Genomic DNA, 16,151 nt, shown 5'->3' on the forward strand with positions numbered 1-16,151 from the left:
GGGACTAATCGGTAAAGGTCACTTTTGCAATGGCTTTTTTACTTGCCTGAATAACTAAAGTAACATTTTCTTTCACAGTGAAGTTTGCATCCACAACTTCCCAATCTACTTTTACGGCTCCACGTGAAACAGCATCTTTAGATTGTGCTGAATTCTTGGTTAAACCTGCGGCACGTAGAATAGACACAATCGAGATTTCTCCATTGTATTCACCACGAGAAATAGTCACTTCAGGCGTACCTTCAGGTAGCTCGCCTTCTGTGATTAAGTTACCCGCACCTTTATGTGCATGTTCAGCAGCTTCTGCGCCATGGAAGCGTTCAACCAACTCAAGTGCAAGAATTTTCTTAATGTCTTGCGGATTACGACCTTCAGCCATTTCTTTGAGAAGAACGTCAATTTCGTTCATAGACTTAAAGCTGAGTAATTCAAAATAGCGTTCTATCAGGCTGTCAGGCATAGACAATACTTTTTGGTACATTGCGCCAGGGGCATCAAATACACCAATATAGTTGCCTAAAGACTTCGACATTTTATTAACGCCATCCAATCCTTCTAGGATTGGTACGGTAATACATACTTGCGCTTCTTGATCATAACGACCTTGCAGAGTACGCCCCATAAGTAAGTTAAAGGTCTGGTCTGTACCACCAAGCTCAACATCGGCTTCAAGCGCGATAGAGTCGTAACCTTGAACCAAAGGATATAAAAACTCATGAATAGCAATCGGTTGATGGCTATTATAGCGTTTAGTAAAGTCATCACGTTCGAGCATACGCGCAACAGTTTGCTGCGAAGCCAATTGAATCAAATCAGCAGCGGTTTTTGTTGCAAACCACTCAGAGTTAAAACGAACTTTGGTTTTATTTGGATCAAGAATTTTAAACACTTGTTCTTGATATGTTTTGGCATTTTCTAAAACTTGTTCACGCGATAGCGGTGGACGAGTCGCACTCTTACCTGTTGGGTCACCAATCATGGCGGTATAATCACCAATCAAGAATGTGACATCATGACCAAGATCTTGAAATGCTTTTAATTTGTTAATTAAAACAGTATGACCCAAATGTAAATCTGGGGCAGTTGGATCAAATCCTGCTTTAATTTTTAAAGGACGATTTTCTTTTAGTTTCTTCAGAAGATCTTCTTCAGAAATAATTTCGTGAGTGCCTCGGCGAATGAGGGCAAGTTGTTCTTCAGCCGGCAGGAAATTTGACATTACAAAAACCCAAATACTTCAGTTAGACTATTTGTGCGATATACTAACATTTTTTCAGCATAATGCAGGCGAAGAATATCTCATGACAACAATCTATATTGGCGTAATGACTGGAACCAGCATGGATGGCGTCGATTTTGTTGCTGCTTCATTTGATCCTTTACATATCCATGCCACGCTTACAGTCGCTTTTGATCCTCATTTACGCGATGAATTGATGGCATTGACCTTACCTGATGATAATGAAATCGATCGAATGGGTAAGGCGGATGTCGCTCTTGCAACTATGATTGGCAATGGCATTAACCAACTTATACAAGAAAATAATTTAGATAAAAGCCAAATTAAAGCGATTGGTTGTCATGGACAAACTATTCGGCATCGCCCAGAACACGGGTTTACTTTACAAATTGGTGATCCAAATATTATTACGGAAATTACTCAAATTCCTGTGATTTCAGATTTTCGTCGTCGTGATATGGCGGCAGGTGGGCAGGGTGCTCCTCTAGTTCCAGCGTTTCATCAAGCTTTATTCCAACATTCAACCATTCATCGAGTGATTCTCAATTTAGGGGGGATTGCCAATGTCAGCATGCTGCCTGCTGGTGATGAGCAGAATGTTTATGGTTTTGATACAGGTCCTGCCAATATTCTTATGGATGCGTGGTGTCATCGTTATACTGGGCAACCTTATGACGAAAATGGCAATTGGGCAGCTTATGGTCAACCGATACGTTCATTGTTAGATCGCCTTCAATCAAATGAATACTTCTCTAAAGAACCTCCAAAAAGTACAGGGCGTGAAGACTTTAACTTGGAATGGTTAGATGAGCAGATTTTAGATTGGCGCAATGATTTAGAATATGATGAATTAGAAGATACCCCTGAAAATATTCAGGCAACGTTGATGAAACTCACGACACGTGCCATCAAGAAAGCCATTTATCGTTCGCCTCTAGATACGGGTGAGGTCTATGTTTGCGGTGGAGGTGCTTATAACTCACATCTACTTGAACAACTCCGTTGGCGTCTACGTAAGCACAATTGGTCTGTACAATTGACTTCTGCATTGGGCTTAGCACCGACATGGGTAGAGGCAACCGCATTTGCGTGGCTCGCCATGCGTTTTGACCAACAGTTAAGTGGCAACCTACCTGCTGTTACGGGGGCAAAAGGCTATCGTATCTTAGGCACGATTACAGCAGTTTAAAACTGAAATGATTGCTAAGGTGAGTGATACACCTTAGTAATCAATATTTAAAACAAGAACAAGTGCGGTATAAAAACAAATGAAAGCAACCAGAATGGGACAAATTTTGCTGATCTATAACGACTACTGATCATTGTTCTTGAAAATGAGAATTCATTTTTGCTTGGTAGCCTGAGATATTTTGTAGAACAATGATCGACCTGTTTAGCGCTGAGATTGTCCTTTACTGCTGTTAAAAAATAGCGCATAAGCTTCCACTATCAATAAAAATTAAAACTGAGATCACAATGAACTTAGCGATACAGAAACAGCGCATAGAATCATTTCAAAGAGAAGGCTTCAGCTTTGATGTGATAGATTCGGGTCCTTTAGATGGACAGCCTTTTGTCTTGTTACATGGTTTTCCTGAAACCAATAAAAGCTGGCAAGAAACTGCAGAGATCTTGAATCAAAACGGTTATCGTACTTTTGCTGTTAATCAACGTGGTTATAGTTTAGGCGCACAACCGCAAAACCGCCGTGATTATAGAAGTTCTACTTTGGTTGAAGATGTAAATGCTTTAATCGATATGATTCAACAACAGGTTTATTTAGTTGGACATGATTGGGGAGCTGTAGTGGCTTGGGATGTTGCTCAACGCTATCCTGAAAAAATAAAACATTTGATTACGATTTCTGTACCGCATAAAGCAGCATTTATGCGTTCGATGTTCAGCAGTAATCAATTGTTAAAATCTTACTATATTGGTTTATTCCAGTTACCTAAAATTCCAGAATTATTATTCGAGAAATTACCGAAGTTGGGTCTAGGTTTATTAAAAGATTCAGGAATGACCGCAAAACAACTCGAAGATTTCCAACAAGACATCGTGGTGGAAAAGCGTCTAAGTTCTGCATTAAATTGGTATCGGGGACTTCCATTTAGTTCAAATAAAAATTTAACCCAACCAGTTTGTGTGCCGACTTTATTTATTTGGGGCAAACATGACTCGGCGATCGGTTCTAAAAGCGTTGCCTTAAATCATCATTATGTAAAAGCAGCTTATAAAGAAATTGTGATGGATGCGACGCATTGGATTCCAGTGCAGAATGCAAAACAATTGAGCCAACATATTTTAGAAACGATTTAAGCTTGATGTCTCAACCATAAAAATGCCCTCATAAGAAGAGGGCATGATTTGATTCAAAATATGCTTTGAATTAAATGGAGAATGATGAACCGCAACCGCAAGTTGTTGTTGCATTCGGGTTTTCTACAATAAAACGTGAGCCTTCTAAGCCTTCAATATAGTCAACTTTAGAACCGACGAGATATTGATAACTCAACGAGTCAACCAACATTTTTACATCACCATTTATAAATTCAGCATCATCTTCATTCATACTTTCGGCAAAGTTAAAACCATAAGAAAATCCTGAACAGCCGCCACCCGTTACATAGACACGTAACATCAGATCTTGATTACCTTCGCTATCACGAAGTTGGCGAACTTTATTTGCAGCATTGTCAGTCAGCTCAAGTGCTTGGGCGGTCATGATATTGTTCCTCAGATTTCAAATGGCTTAAATGAAAAGACCATATATTCAGTATAACATACTCAATATATGGTCAGTGAGTGAACTTTAAAGTAAATTCAGACTAAATTTATCGGATTTAATCTAGAATTATTTGTAGTTCTCATCTTGTAGCGCACATTCAAAGTTTTTCGGATCGTTTTTACAACGGAATTGCCAAAGGATTTTCATCATTTGTTTGTTATAAACGCCTTGTTTGGTCAAGCTGATACGCGATTCACGCATGAGTTTTTGATAACCAGGCTTATCACCATCTGGAACTTGCATCCAGTATTTCGCCGGAATATCTGCTTTCATTTTTCCAATGATAGTGTTTGCACGAGGCAATTGCGTTTTAATCCAATCACGAGATTTTTGACCATAGCCAGCAGGGAATTTATCTGGACGAATGATGATATTACCTGTGACTTGTAGCAGTGGGTAATTCACAATAGCGCCTTTGGTTCCTAAACCCTTATGCAGCTCTAAAGGTTTAAATACCGCTGCAGGTGCACCAATAATATCAACCTGACCATTATTGAATTTACTGCCAAAATTTGTAACATCCGCGGCAACTGCTTGGGCACCAATTTGTTGAACCATAATTTTTTGTGCTTGATCATAGTCGAGTACCGCAATTTTTTTACCTGCTGCTTTTGCAACGGTATTGATATTGCGGTCATTGACCATCAGGAAAGCATCACCGACTGGAATAACACCAACAACTTCATATTTTCCGCTGGTCATGTATTTTGCAAAGTTTGGATTTGCTAAGCCTTGCATGACTTTTACCGCGAGATTGAGATCTGGAATCGCACCAATTGCATCTAAAGAACCGGTGAAACTATTAAATTGGCGGCCACGCATACCTGTGATACTGACAGCATCACATTTACCCGCTTTAAAATCTTCTGCAATAACAGATTCATTTGAATTCACTTTTAATTCCAGATCCGCACCCCAGTTTTTCGCTGCAAGTTGATAATCTTTCATTAAGGTAAACACATCACCATTTTTGCCTACTAAATCAAATACACACATGACTTGTTTTGCTTGAGTGGCAGATGTTGCAAGCAAAAGACCCGCAGCAGCAATGAGAGCATTAGACCATTTCATTATTTTTTTCCTTTCCATGATCAATATTATTCATGTTCAATTGAATCGAAGAGCTTCGACCAATAGAACTTTGTGACATCAAAAATGTATCTAGTTTAGAAAATCGTTTATTGCTAAACCCAACATGATCTATTCTGAACAATCGATTTTCCAAATCAATTGTTCGAGTTCAATGATGAATTGATGTTATTGAAATCATTACTTGAAATGAGTCGGTTCGCAATGACCCAAATGACAAAATTTCCTCAGCAAAGAAGAAATGTCAGAAGCTATTAATTACTGAGGAAAATCATTACTTTTGCTTTTATAAATGAATAAATTGTTTGCTAAAAAGACAAAAGAATCTGGGTTAGCCCCAGATTCTTGAAGATTAATCTTGGTTTTGATCTCTGTTTTTACGCTCATCACGTCTTTTATCACGTTGCTGTTGTTGATTTTGACGATCACGCTGTTGCCACTGTTTTTGATCAGGTCTATTGTCCCAGCGATGGTCACGATTTGATTTATTGTTCCAATCTTTTCTATGTTGTTCCCATTGCTGCTTTTTCATTTGATCACGTTTGGCTTGTTCATATTGCCAGCGTTGTTTATCCCAGTTCTTTTGGCGCCGTTCTTGTTCAATGCGCATTTGTTGTAAACGATAAGCTCGCTCGCGTTCCCAACGTTGGCGATCATTGTTTCGGTCATATCTTGGATCATAGCGTTGTCCATAGCCATAATCTCGATATACGGGTTGCCCATAGCCGCGAGAGTCATAACCATCTTCAGGAAATGCAACACAACCAACAGCAATAATAGATGTTATGAATGAAACAATTAATGCTTTTATAGCCATAAGTTGTCTCCATTTAACAAGCAAAATAGCAAAAAAAAATTCAGATATAGCAAAATAGTCAATGACAAGTCATTTAACTCAGATTAGCGTATTTAAAAATTATATTTGTATATCGATGATGAGACTTGTATAAGATTATAGTCAGTCGATGCCTGATCATGTAGACAATATGAAGAATTTGAACATTTAAGGAAGAAGCGTAATGGTTGCTTTTCAACGTAGTATTCATGATTTAGTCGAAAAAGGGCAGGGTTCGGCAGGTAGGGCTTTAGATCGTTTGCCTACATTCGCTCAAGAGTCATTAACCAAGTTATTGGGTTACCCGTACCAGTTTCCTCAATTGGATAGTTTCACCAAATGTTTGATGGCAGCTCAACTTAAACAGGGCAAAGTGGGTTTTATTGGCGCAGATGTAGAGCGCTCTAGAAAGCAATTTGAATCACAAATGCAATCTATTATAAACAAACCGACCCATATCCAATTTGTTGAAGATATTCGTCTTCCGCTACAAAGTGGCAGCGTCTATGCACGCCATTACCATCCTGCACCAAATAAAAAATTGCCAATGATTGTATTTTATCATGGCGGTGGTTTTGTGGTAGGTAGTGTAGACACCCATGATGAAGTGTGTCGCTTAATTGCTGCTCATGCAAAAGCTCAGGTTTTAAGTATTGAATATCCACTCGCACCTGAGGTTGGCCCACGTGACTTAATTCAATCTTGTGAAGATGCTTTGGCTTGGGTGTATCAAAATCGCCGTCAATTTAAAATTCTCAAAAACCGGATTGCGGTTGCAGGAGATAGCGCGGGCGGAAATATTAGCGCTGTTGTTGCACAACGCACAGTCAATACAGTGTTTGCGCCTCAAGCCCAGTTCTTGATTTATCCTGCCGTTGATTTTAAGAGTCGACATCCATCTTTCTTTGCTTATAAAGATGGCTTGGTGTTGACAGGCTCAGATATTGATTATGTGACCGACTATTATGCGACACGTTTTAATATGGCATTGGATGATCCAATCATTTCACCGACCAATGGGCAGTTAAAGAAACTTGCCCCTGCATTTGTAGTAACGGCTGGACATGATCTTTTGCATGATGAAGGTAAAATTTATGCTTATAAGTTACGTCAAAATGGGGTAAAGGTTCATTATCAGGATTATGAAGATCAAACCCACGGATTTATTAACTTAACCCCTGTTTCACGTAAAGCTAAAAAGTACGTTATAGAGATGAGTAAAGAGTTCCGTAAATTCTGGGATAAGCAATAACATAATATCCACTTGTACAAGTCACTTTTGTTTCACGTGGAACAAAAGTGACTGATTAAAAAATAATCAAATAAGAGTAATTGTTCTATAAAGGCTAAGCACACGGATTTATCCATACAGTTCTTTTGTTGATAAAGCATCATCAACATATTCAACAACCAATAAGGCTTATGACAGCTATATAGATATAGTCGTGAATACTGTTGAGTATTGGTAAACGTGTTTAAATGTCATTTTTCAACAGAATAAAAGCAGACTACTATGAGAGGCTTATTAATTTAAAATGTTTAAGGAAAAGAGAATGATCAAAAAAATAGGCATCGGTCTTGCTTTAGTGGTTTTAGTGAATCAAGCGTTCGCCAATACAGATATGCAAATTAAAACCAATTTAGGCAACATCAATATAGAGCTTTATGATGATCAAGCACCGATATCAGTAAAAAATTTTAAGAGCTATGTAAATAGTCAATTTTACAACGGCACCATTTTCCATCGTGTTATCCCTGGTTTTATGATTCAAGGCGGTGGCTTTGATAGCAACATGAAAGAGAAGGCTACTCAACCAGCGATCCAGAATGAATCTAACAATGGCTTAAAGAACGTTCGTGGGACTTTGGCTATGGCACGGACTAATGCGCCAAACTCTGCAACCAGTCAATTCTTTATTAATGTTGCAAATAACGACTTTTTAAATAAGTCTGCTGGAAACCCTGGGTACGCCGTATTTGGTAAGGTGACACAAGGACTGGATATCGTCGATAAAATCGTACAGACACCAACACAAACAGTGGGTATGCACCAAGATGTACCTAAACAAGCTGTAAAAATCATCAGTATTCAAACAATAAAAACAAATGTGAAAAAATAGTTAAAAAATAAAGCAGAAATATTTTGTTCATATTTCTGCTTTAATATTAAAAGCTTACGCGACAAAAAGCCTAAAAATGAACCAAAACAGTGCATAAAAATACAACACTCAATAAAACAATCAGTTAAAAGCACTTGCGTGTGTAAGAAATTGCCCTATAATGAGCTCATCCCGACGCGATACAGCAAACGAACTTAGCTTAGAGGGTTAAGTTGTTAAATGTTTATTGCGTCTTATTTATCACTGACGAAGTGATAAATTAATCATTAAGAGAATATGAAGAACAACTTGTGTGGATTTTTACTGATTGATTGATCGAAATATTATCATTGATTGATTGGTTTAAATTACTCGAAGTTTATTTGAGAGAATTTGTCAGTACATTGATGAGCCAGAATTGTGACCTTAAGTCACTAATGATTTTTAACTGAAGAGTTTGATCATGGCTCAGATTGAACGCTGGCGGCAGGCTTAACACATGCAAGTCGAGCGGGGGAGATTGCTTCGGTAATTGACCTAGCGGCGGACGGGTGAGTAATACTTAGGAATCTGCCTATTAATGGGGGACAACATCTCGAAAGGGATGCTAATACCGCATACGCCCTACGGGGGAAAGCAGGGGATCACTTGTGACCTTGCGTTAATAGATGAGCCTAAGTCGGATTAGCTAGTTGGTGGGGTAAAGGCCTACCAAGGCGACGATCTGTAGCGGGTCTGAGAGGATGATCCGCCACACTGGGACTGAGACACGGCCCAGACTCCTACGGGAGGCAGCAGTGGGGAATATTGGACAATGGGGGGAACCCTGATCCAGCCATGCCGCGTGTGTGAAGAAGGCCTTATGGTTGTAAAGCACTTTAAGCGAGGAGGAGGCTCTTCTAGTTAATACCTAGGATGAGTGGACGTTACTCGCAGAATAAGCACCGGCTAACTCTGTGCCAGCAGCCGCGGTAATACAGAGGGTGCGAGCGTTAATCGGATTTACTGGGCGTAAAGCGTGCGTAGGCGGCTTTTTAAGTCGGATGTGAAATCCCCGAGCTTAACTTGGGAATTGCATTCGATACTGGGAAGCTAGAGTATGGGAGAGGATGGTAGAATTCCAGGTGTAGCGGTGAAATGCGTAGAGATCTGGAGGAATACCGATGGCGAAGGCAGCCATCTGGCCTAATACTGACGCTGAGGTACGAAAGCATGGGGAGCAAACAGGATTAGATACCCTGGTAGTCCATGCCGTAAACGATGTCTACTAGCCGTTGGGGCCTTTGAGGCTTTAGTGGCGCAGCTAACGCGATAAGTAGACCGCCTGGGGAGTACGGTCGCAAGACTAAAACTCAAATGAATTGACGGGGGCCCGCACAAGCGGTGGAGCATGTGGTTTAATTCGATGCAACGCGAAGAACCTTACCTGGTCTTGACATAGTAAGAACTTTCCAGAGATGGATTGGTGCCTTCGGGAACTTACATACAGGTGCTGCATGGCTGTCGTCAGCTCGTGTCGTGAGATGTTGGGTTAAGTCCCGCAACGAGCGCAACCCTTTTCCTTATTTGCCAGCACTTCGGGTGGGAACTTTAAGGATACTGCCAGTGACAAACTGGAGGAAGGCGGGGACGACGTCAAGTCATCATGGCCCTTACGACCAGGGCTACACACGTGCTACAATGGTCGGTACAAAGGGTTGCTACCTAGCGATAGGATGCTAATCTCAAAAAGCCGATCGTAGTCCGGATTGGAGTCTGCAACTCGACTCCATGAAGTCGGAATCGCTAGTAATCGCGGATCAGAATGCCGCGGTGAATACGTTCCCGGGCCTTGTACACACCGCCCGTCACACCATGGGAGTTTGTTGCACCAGAAGTAGGTAGTCTAACCGTAAGGAGGACGCTTACCACGGTGTGGCCGATGACTGGGGTGAAGTCGTAACAAGGTAGCCGTAGGGGAACCTGCGGCTGGATCACCTCCTTAACGAAAGATTGACGATTGGTAAGAATCCACAACAAGTTGTTCTTCATTGATGTATCTGAGGGTCTGTAGCTCAGTTGGTTAGAGCACACGCTTGATAAGCGTGGGGTCACAAGTTCAAGTCTTGTCAGACCCACCAAGTCTACTGAACACAGAAGAGCAGATATATTAAGATCTTAAGCTGGGGACTTAGCTTAGTTGGTAGAGCGCCTGCTTTGCACGCAGGAGGTCAACGGTTCGACTCCGTTAGTCTCCACCACTAATTAAAGACTAAGTGATTACAGAACTTAGTAAGCCGATAGCTTATTAAGTTCTGTGATTTATCACAGTTAACTACTCGCTGACGAGGCGGTAGTGAATCATTAACAGAATATATTTGAGTTGAAATAATTGTTTAAACTCGTTTTAGTTGATGTTAGCAAGTAATTGTTAATGTTGAGTGAAATGAGCACTAGCGATAAAACTGAATCAAGCGTTTTGGTATATGAATTAAATTGAAGCTGTATGGTGATTAAGTTCACAGGCAACAAATAGAAGTGATTAAGTTCACATTGTTGATCCTCCTTGTAGGGATTAACGACTGTTTGGGGTTGTATAGTCAAGTAATTAAGTGCATGTGGTGGATGCCTTGGCAGTCAGAGGCGATGAAAGACGTAATAGCCTGCGATAAGCTTCGGGGAGGCGGCAAATATCCTGTGATCCGGAGATTTCTGAATGGGGAAACCCACTTACCATAAGGTAGGTATCGCATGATGAATACATAGTCATGCGAGGCGAACGAGGGGAAGTGAAACATCTCAGTACCCTTAGGAAAAGAAATCAATTGAGATTCCCTCAGTAGCGGCGAGCGAACGGGGATCAGCCCATTAAGTTATATGTGTTTTAGCGGAAAGCTCTGGGAAGTGCTACCGTAGAGGGTGATAGTCCCGTACACGAAAGGGCACATATAATGATGACGAGTAGGGCGAGGCACGTGAAACCTTGTCTGAATATGGGGGGACCATCCTCCAAGGCTAAATACTCCTGACTGACCGATAGTGAACCAGTACCGTGAGGGAAAGGCGAAAAGAACCCCTGTGAGGGGAGTGAAATAGATCCTGAAACCGCATGCATACAAGCAGTGGGAGCCGACTTGTTCGGTGACTGCGTACCTTTTGTATAATGGGTCAGCGACTTATATTCAGTAGCAAGGTTAACCGCATAGGGGAGCCGTAGAGAAATCGAGTCTTAATAGGGCGTTTAGTTGCTGGGTATAGACCCGAAACCGGGTGATCTATCCATGAGCAGGTTGAAGGTTGGGTAACACTAACTGGAGGACCGAACCCACTGTCGTTGAAAAGCCAGGGGATGACTTGTGGATAGGGGTGAAAGGCTAATCAAACTCGGTGATAGCTGGTTCTCCCCGAAAGCTATTTAGGTAGCGCCTCGGACGAATACCATAGGGGGTAGAGCACTGTTTCGGCTAGGGGGTCATCCCGACTTACCAAACCGATGCAAACTCCGAATACCTATGAGTACTATCCGGGAGACAGACTGCGGGTGCTAACGTCCGTAGTCAAGAGGAAAACAATCCAGACCGCCAGCTAAGGCCCCCAAATTATAGTTAAGTGGGAAACGATGTGGGAAGGCATAGACAGCTAGGAGGTTGGCTTAGAAGCAGCCACCCTTTAAAGAAAGCGTAATAGCTCACTAGTCGAGTCGGCCTGCGCGGAAGATGTAACGGGGCTAAAACTATATGCCGAAGCTGCGGATGTATACTATGTATACGTGGTAGGGGAGCGTTCTGTAAGCCGATGAAGGTGTATTGAGAAGTATGCTGGAGGTATCAGAAGTGCGAATGCTGACGTGAGTAACGACAAAACGGGTGAAAAACCCGTTCGCTGAAAGACCAAGGGTTCCAGTCCAACGTTAATCGGGGCTGGGTGAGTCGACCCCTAAGGCGAGGCCGAGAGGCGTAGTCGATGGGAAATTGGTTAATATTCCAATACTTCTGTGTAATGCGATGAGAGGACGGAGAAAGTTAAGTCAGCCTGGCGTTGGTTGTCCAGGTGAAAGGCAGTAGGCATGCATCTTAGGCAAATCCGGGGTGCTCTATGCTGAGAGCTGATAGCAAGCTAGTTTACTAGCGAAGTGGCTGATACTATGCTTCCAGGAAAAGTCTCTAAGCTTCAGTTACACAGGAATCGTACCCTAAACCGACACAGGTGGTCAGGTCGAGTAGACCAAAGCGCTTGAGAGAACTCTGCTGAAGGAACTAGGCAAAATGGTACCGTAACTTCGGGAGAAGGTACGCTGCTGACGGTGATAGGACTTGCTCCTTGAGCTATTGGCAGCCACAGAAACCAGGCCCCTGCAACTGTTTATTAAAAACATAGCACTCTGCAAACACGAAAGTGGACGTATAGGGTGTGATGCCTGCCCGGTGCTGGAAGGTTAATTGATGGGGTTAGCGTAAGCGAAGCTCTTGATCGAAGCCCCAGTAAACGGCGGCCGTAACTATAACGGTCCTAAGGTAGCGAAATTCCTTGTCGGGTAAGTTCCGACCTGCACGAATGGCATAATGATGGGGGCGCTGTCTCCAGCAGAGGCTCAGTGAAATCGAAATCGCCGTGAAGATGCGGTGTACCCGCGGCTAGACGGAAAGACCCCGTGAACCTTTACTGCAGCTTGACATTGAACTTTGATCTTACTTGTGTAGGATAGGTGGGAGGCTTTGAAGTAGTGACGCCAGTTGCTATGGAGCCATCCTTGAAATACCACCCTGGTAATATTGAGGTTCTAACTCTGTCCCGTTATCCGGGACGAGGACCATGTCTGGTGGGTAGTTTGACTGGGGCGGTCTCCTCCTAAAGAGTAACGGAGGAGTACGAAGGTGCGCTCAGCGTGGTCGGAAATCACGCGTAGAGTATAAAGGCAAAAGCGCGCTTAACTGCGAGACCCACAAGTCGAGCAGGTACGAAAGTAGGTCTTAGTGATCCGGTGGTTCTGTATGGAAGGGCCATCGCTCAACGGATAAAAGGTACTCTGGGGATAACAGGCTGATACCGCCCAAGAGTTCATATCGACGGCGGTGTTTGGCACCTCGATGTCGGCTCATCTCATCCTGGGGCTGAAGCAGGTCCCAAGGGTATGGCTGTTCGCCATTTAAAGAGGTACGCGAGCTGGGTTTAGAACGTCGTGAGACAGTTCGGTCCCTATCTACCGTGGGCGTTGGAAATTTGAGAGGATCTGCTCCTAGTACGAGAGGACCAGAGTGGACGAACCTCTGGTGTACCGGTTGTGACGCCAGTCGCATCGCCGGGTAGCTATGTTCGGAAGGGATAACCGCTGAAAGCATCTAAGCGGGAAGCCTACCTCAAGATAAGATTTCCCTAGGACTTTATGTCCTCTAAAGAGCCGTTGAAGACTACGACGTTGATAGGTTGGATGTGGAAGTGCGGTGACGCATGAAGCTGACCAATACTAATTGCTCGTGAGGCTTGACTATACAACACCCAAGCAGTTGTATATGAAGCATCATTTGATTCATAAAAGATCAAACATACTTGATTTAGTTGAAAAGCTAGTTACAATACCCAACTCAAATGTTCTGTTAAACTCATTTGGTACGAAGTAAGGCATTTAAATAAGACCCGAACAAGTCCATAACAGTTTGCTGGCGACAATAGCAAGAGTGAACCACCTGATCCCTTCCCGAACTCAGAAGTGAAACCTCTTAGCGCTGATGGTAGTGTGGGGTTACCCATGTGAGAGTAAGTCATCGCCAGCTTTTAAATCTAAAACACCCCGATCTCTAGCGAGAGCGGGGTGTTTTTTTATGCGTGGTGTTTATTAGCGAAATGAAACAGATCTATTTATATTGAGCTAATTGATGACTGAATTCATTGAATAATGAACTGTTGACCTTTAAAATTTTTAGCTAAATAATAATTGAACAAAAATTTGGTATTTCTTATGAAACTTAACTCATTCTCACCGCTTCCTAATAATGATGAAGAATTACATCTTCCTGAACTGGTGTATGCTGCATCTTTAGGAGAGTTTGAACAGGTCGAACAACTATTATCACAAGGTGTTGATGTCAATCAAACTGATGATGAGGGCTATAGTGCGCTACAAGCTGCGGCGGAAAATGATCATTTAGATATCGTTAAATTATTAATTTCTAAAGGCGCAAACAAAGACTATAAAAGCCAATTTACCGCATTAGAGCTTGCAGAAATGGCTGAAAATCAACAGATTATTACGTATTTAAATGGTTTATAGATTCTCAAACAATATGATGTGAATCAGATATTCTATAGATATAAAAAGAAAACCCCATCATCCTGATGGGGTTTTCTTCGTATTGGTGTGTTAGATCTGACTCCTGTCGAATCTCACGTTCCTGATGCTCAGACGCTTTATTGTTGTTTTATGTCTGGGAAACTTCCTGTTCCCTATAACTATAGAATATAAGACTAGGCTTTGATCGTATAGATGACAATCGCTGTGATTGCTGTAAGCATTTTCCTACACAGACAACATGGCTATTAATTTACATCGATATTATTTGCCATAAGCCCTTTGCCTTGTGCTTCAGCAATCAAGCGTTCAGCAGATTCACGGTTTTTACGCAGTCCTGGCATACGGAACTCAGTATGACCATAGTCGTGAATGCGTGTCCAACGCCCACCCCATGTTAAACCTACAGATTCAGCAACAACCCCATACAATTGATAACCTTTCCATGCCCAAGGATCTCGTTCAGAAATAACAACTTTACCATCTCGTTTAAAGGCAACATCGGCTGCTAAACCAAATTGATGATAACTTTGATAGGCTTTGGCTAAAGTCGTGGCTGTGTTGCCAGATAAACGAGTTTGACGTTCTGGACTACGATAACCTTCTAAAAGCACCATTTCATAACCATGGCGCTCTTTCATGATTTTAAAGACCATGAGTAAACGCTGCTTATAACTTGGATGCATTTTGTCCCATTTACGGTCAACCATTGCTGTATCGAAGCTGCTACGTTGATCTCCAATCCCTTCATTATCTATAGCTGATGGATTTACACTCGGAAATTGATGATTTGGAACAGGATTTTCTCTTTCCAATATCTGTGCTTGAACAATCGCAGCATCAATTAAGCTTTCATCCACTGCTGGAGGAGGGGTTAAAACCTCACCATTTAATAGCGCATAAATTTGAGGGTCAGCTTTTCTTAAATATTCTGCTTCAACCTTTGTCGGATCAATTGGTCGTGTAAATGCAAAAACAAGAATGCTGGAAAGTAAAAAGAAACCCGCAATTAAAATCCACCATTGCTGTAAATGCCAATGGGTTTGGGTTTGATTGGCTGAGGCTGCTTGATTCATTTGTTCTGCAAAGTGCTTTGCAGAAGCCAGCTTTCTCTTACCTTGTGGTAAAAGTGTTTTAAGGTAGTCTAAAGTTTTATGTCTAATTTCATAAGACATCAGAAAAGTTAGACCAAGCACCAAAAAGATAAAACAAATGACAACAAACAAAATCATGGTTTGTTTTCTATGACTTTACGGTCTATCGTCACTTTCACTGTACCTTCAGGGGAAGCTTCTTGCGCTTCCTCTTTTTTAGGTGCGGCTTCTTTTTCAGTAGGTTTAGCCGCAGTTTCTGCTTTTGCTTCTACTTTCGCTTTTGGTACTGGTTTTGCGGTTATTGCAGCTTGTGGTCTGGTTGCAGCTGGCGGTGGCACTGCTGGTTTCGCCTCTGGTTTTAGCATTTGTTCAAACGGGGAGGCATTCGGATTTGGATTTTTCTGAGCAGCAACCTTATTTTCATGTTTAAAAATCTGATTGAAATCTTTTTCATTGATATGCTGCTTATATGCACCAGCATTTTCATCGTGATGATTGGTTGCTGTTTCTTCAGCATGCACATCGCGTAGTTCAGGTTCTTGTGTTGCAACCGACTCCGTATTGGTACTGTTATTTTCTGTTGGGTTGATATTGATAAAAACAAAAAAGAAAATAGCAGAGATAACCATCCCAGCAATTAAACCAAGTAGAAAAACAGATGATTTCCCCAATGTTTTTTTAGCGGGTTTACTTTGTAATATACGAATAGATGTTTGTTTTTCTTGTGTCATAATTCAACCT

At 41.9% G+C, this 16,151-nt stretch carries 11 protein-coding genes, 2 tRNA genes and 3 rRNA genes; 10 read left to right on the top strand and 6 right to left on the bottom strand.

Translation table 11 applies throughout. The features are described from left to right. Window positions 1-4: 4 nt before the first annotated feature. Window positions 5-1,219, bottom strand: a complete 1,215-nt coding sequence (gene tyrS, locus PYV58_RS00040) for a tyrosine--tRNA ligase (RefSeq protein WP_034613346.1) — start codon at window positions 1,217-1,219, stop codon at window positions 5-7. Window positions 1,220-1,301: 82 nt separating this feature from the next. Here tyrS and PYV58_RS00045 point away from each other — a divergent pair, with 82 nt between their 5' ends. Next, window positions 1,302-2,429 (top strand): anhydro-N-acetylmuramic acid kinase, encoded by a 1,128-nt coding sequence (locus PYV58_RS00045; protein WP_034613353.1) that lies wholly within the window; start codon window positions 1,302-1,304, stop codon window positions 2,427-2,429. 287 nt (window positions 2,430-2,716) lie between these two features. Next, window positions 2,717-3,559 (top strand): alpha/beta hydrolase, encoded by an 843-nt coding sequence (locus PYV58_RS00050; protein ID WP_034613356.1) that lies wholly within the window; start codon window positions 2,717-2,719, stop codon window positions 3,557-3,559. A 70-nt stretch (window positions 3,560-3,629) separates the two neighbouring features. Here PYV58_RS00050 and erpA read toward each other — a convergent pair whose 3' ends face one another. The 3 genes from erpA to PYV58_RS00065 form a co-directional block, all read right to left on the bottom strand. Next, complete coding sequence (erpA, locus tag PYV58_RS00055) at window positions 3,630-3,965, bottom strand: iron-sulfur cluster insertion protein ErpA (protein WP_004718915.1); 336 nt, start codon at window positions 3,963-3,965, stop codon at window positions 3,630-3,632. A gap of 129 nt (window positions 3,966-4,094) precedes the next feature. Then, window positions 4,095-5,099, bottom strand: a complete 1,005-nt coding sequence (locus PYV58_RS00060; protein WP_004818193.1) for a putative solute-binding protein — start codon at window positions 5,097-5,099, stop codon at window positions 4,095-4,097. Between the two features lie 370 nt (window positions 5,100-5,469). Further along, window positions 5,470-5,934 (bottom strand): hypothetical protein, encoded by a 465-nt coding sequence (locus tag PYV58_RS00065; RefSeq protein WP_004818195.1) that lies wholly within the window; start codon window positions 5,932-5,934, stop codon window positions 5,470-5,472. 202 nt (window positions 5,935-6,136) lie between these two features. Between PYV58_RS00065 and PYV58_RS00070 the strand changes: the two genes are divergently transcribed. From PYV58_RS00070 to PYV58_RS00105, 8 genes are all read left to right on the top strand, one after another. Beyond that, window positions 6,137-7,204 carry an alpha/beta hydrolase gene (locus PYV58_RS00070; protein ID WP_034613359.1) on the top strand — a complete coding sequence of 356 codons (1,068 nt, stop codon included), beginning with the start codon at window positions 6,137-6,139 and terminating at the stop codon, window positions 7,202-7,204. Between the two features lie 301 nt (window positions 7,205-7,505). After that, the gene (locus tag PYV58_RS00075; protein ID WP_034613361.1) at window positions 7,506-8,072 is read left to right on the top strand and encodes a peptidylprolyl isomerase; all 567 of its coding nucleotides are present in this window, start codon (window positions 7,506-7,508) and stop codon (window positions 8,070-8,072) included. A gap of 424 nt (window positions 8,073-8,496) precedes the next feature. Continuing rightward, window positions 8,497-10,035: ribosomal RNA gene (locus tag PYV58_RS00080) — 16S ribosomal RNA — on the top strand. Between the two features lie 59 nt (window positions 10,036-10,094). Continuing rightward, a tRNA-Ile gene (locus PYV58_RS00085) sits at window positions 10,095-10,171 on the top strand. 44 nt (window positions 10,172-10,215) lie between these two features. Continuing rightward, window positions 10,216-10,291 (top strand) — tRNA-Ala (locus PYV58_RS00090). 337 nt (window positions 10,292-10,628) lie between these two features. Then, window positions 10,629-13,519: ribosomal RNA gene (locus tag PYV58_RS00095) — 23S ribosomal RNA — on the top strand. Window positions 13,520-13,686: 167 nt separating this feature from the next. After that, window positions 13,687-13,801, top strand: a 5S ribosomal RNA gene (gene rrf / locus PYV58_RS00100). The 16S, 23S and 5S rRNA genes sit together here with 2 tRNA genes alongside, the layout of an rRNA operon. Window positions 13,802-13,986: 185 nt before the next feature. Further along, entirely contained in the window at window positions 13,987-14,298 is a 312-nt protein-coding gene (locus PYV58_RS00105; RefSeq protein ID WP_275059684.1) for an ankyrin repeat domain-containing protein, read from the top strand. Between the two features lie 266 nt (window positions 14,299-14,564). Here PYV58_RS00105 and PYV58_RS00110 read toward each other — a convergent pair whose 3' ends face one another. Together PYV58_RS00110 and PYV58_RS00115 are read right to left on the bottom strand one after the other, a co-directional pair. Continuing rightward, a complete protein-coding gene (locus PYV58_RS00110) occupies window positions 14,565-15,548 on the bottom strand; it encodes a M15 family metallopeptidase (protein WP_034617178.1) in 984 nt (327 codons plus the stop codon). Then, complete coding sequence (locus PYV58_RS00115) at window positions 15,545-16,141, bottom strand: hypothetical protein (RefSeq protein ID WP_034617181.1); 597 nt, start codon at window positions 16,139-16,141, stop codon at window positions 15,545-15,547. Before PYV58_RS00115 ends, PYV58_RS00110 begins: the two co-directional genes overlap by 4 nt. Window positions 16,142-16,151: the final 10 nt, after the last annotated feature.

The sequence above is a fragment of the Acinetobacter sp. TAC-1 genome, assembly GCF_029025845.1.
GTDB classification, from domain to species: Bacteria; Pseudomonadota; Gammaproteobacteria; order Pseudomonadales; family Moraxellaceae; genus Acinetobacter; species Acinetobacter guillouiae.

What these genes read in the sequence shown, in the direction of transcription:
- PYV58_RS00075 (WP_034613361.1), top strand. Translation starts at nt 7,506, where the DNA reads ATGATCAAAAAAATAGGCATCGGTCTTGCTTTAGTGGTTTTAGTGAAT.
- PYV58_RS00105 (WP_275059684.1), top strand. Translation starts at nt 13,987, where the DNA reads ATGAAACTTAACTCATTCTCACCGCTTCCTAATAATGATGAAGAATTA.
- PYV58_RS00060 (WP_004818193.1), bottom strand. Translation starts at nt 5,099, where the DNA reads ATGAAATGGTCTAATGCTCTCATTGCTGCTGCGGGTCTTTTGCTTGCA.
- PYV58_RS00115 (WP_034617181.1), bottom strand. Translation starts at nt 16,141, where the DNA reads ATGACACAAGAAAAACAAACATCTATTCGTATATTACAAAGTAAACCC.
- PYV58_RS00045 (WP_034613353.1), top strand. Translation starts at nt 1,302, where the DNA reads ATGACAACAATCTATATTGGCGTAATGACTGGAACCAGCATGGATGGC.
- tyrS (WP_034613346.1), bottom strand. Translation starts at nt 1,219, where the DNA reads ATGTCAAATTTCCTGCCGGCTGAAGAACAACTTGCCCTCATTCGCCGA.
- PYV58_RS00050 (WP_034613356.1), top strand. Translation starts at nt 2,717, where the DNA reads ATGAACTTAGCGATACAGAAACAGCGCATAGAATCATTTCAAAGAGAA.
- PYV58_RS00110 (WP_034617178.1), bottom strand. Translation starts at nt 15,548, where the DNA reads ATGATTTTGTTTGTTGTCATTTGTTTTATCTTTTTGGTGCTTGGTCTA.
- PYV58_RS00070 (WP_034613359.1), top strand. Translation starts at nt 6,137, where the DNA reads ATGGTTGCTTTTCAACGTAGTATTCATGATTTAGTCGAAAAAGGGCAG.
- PYV58_RS00065 (WP_004818195.1), bottom strand. Translation starts at nt 5,934, where the DNA reads ATGGCTATAAAAGCATTAATTGTTTCATTCATAACATCTATTATTGCT.
- erpA (WP_004718915.1), bottom strand. Translation starts at nt 3,965, where the DNA reads ATGACCGCCCAAGCACTTGAGCTGACTGACAATGCTGCAAATAAAGTT.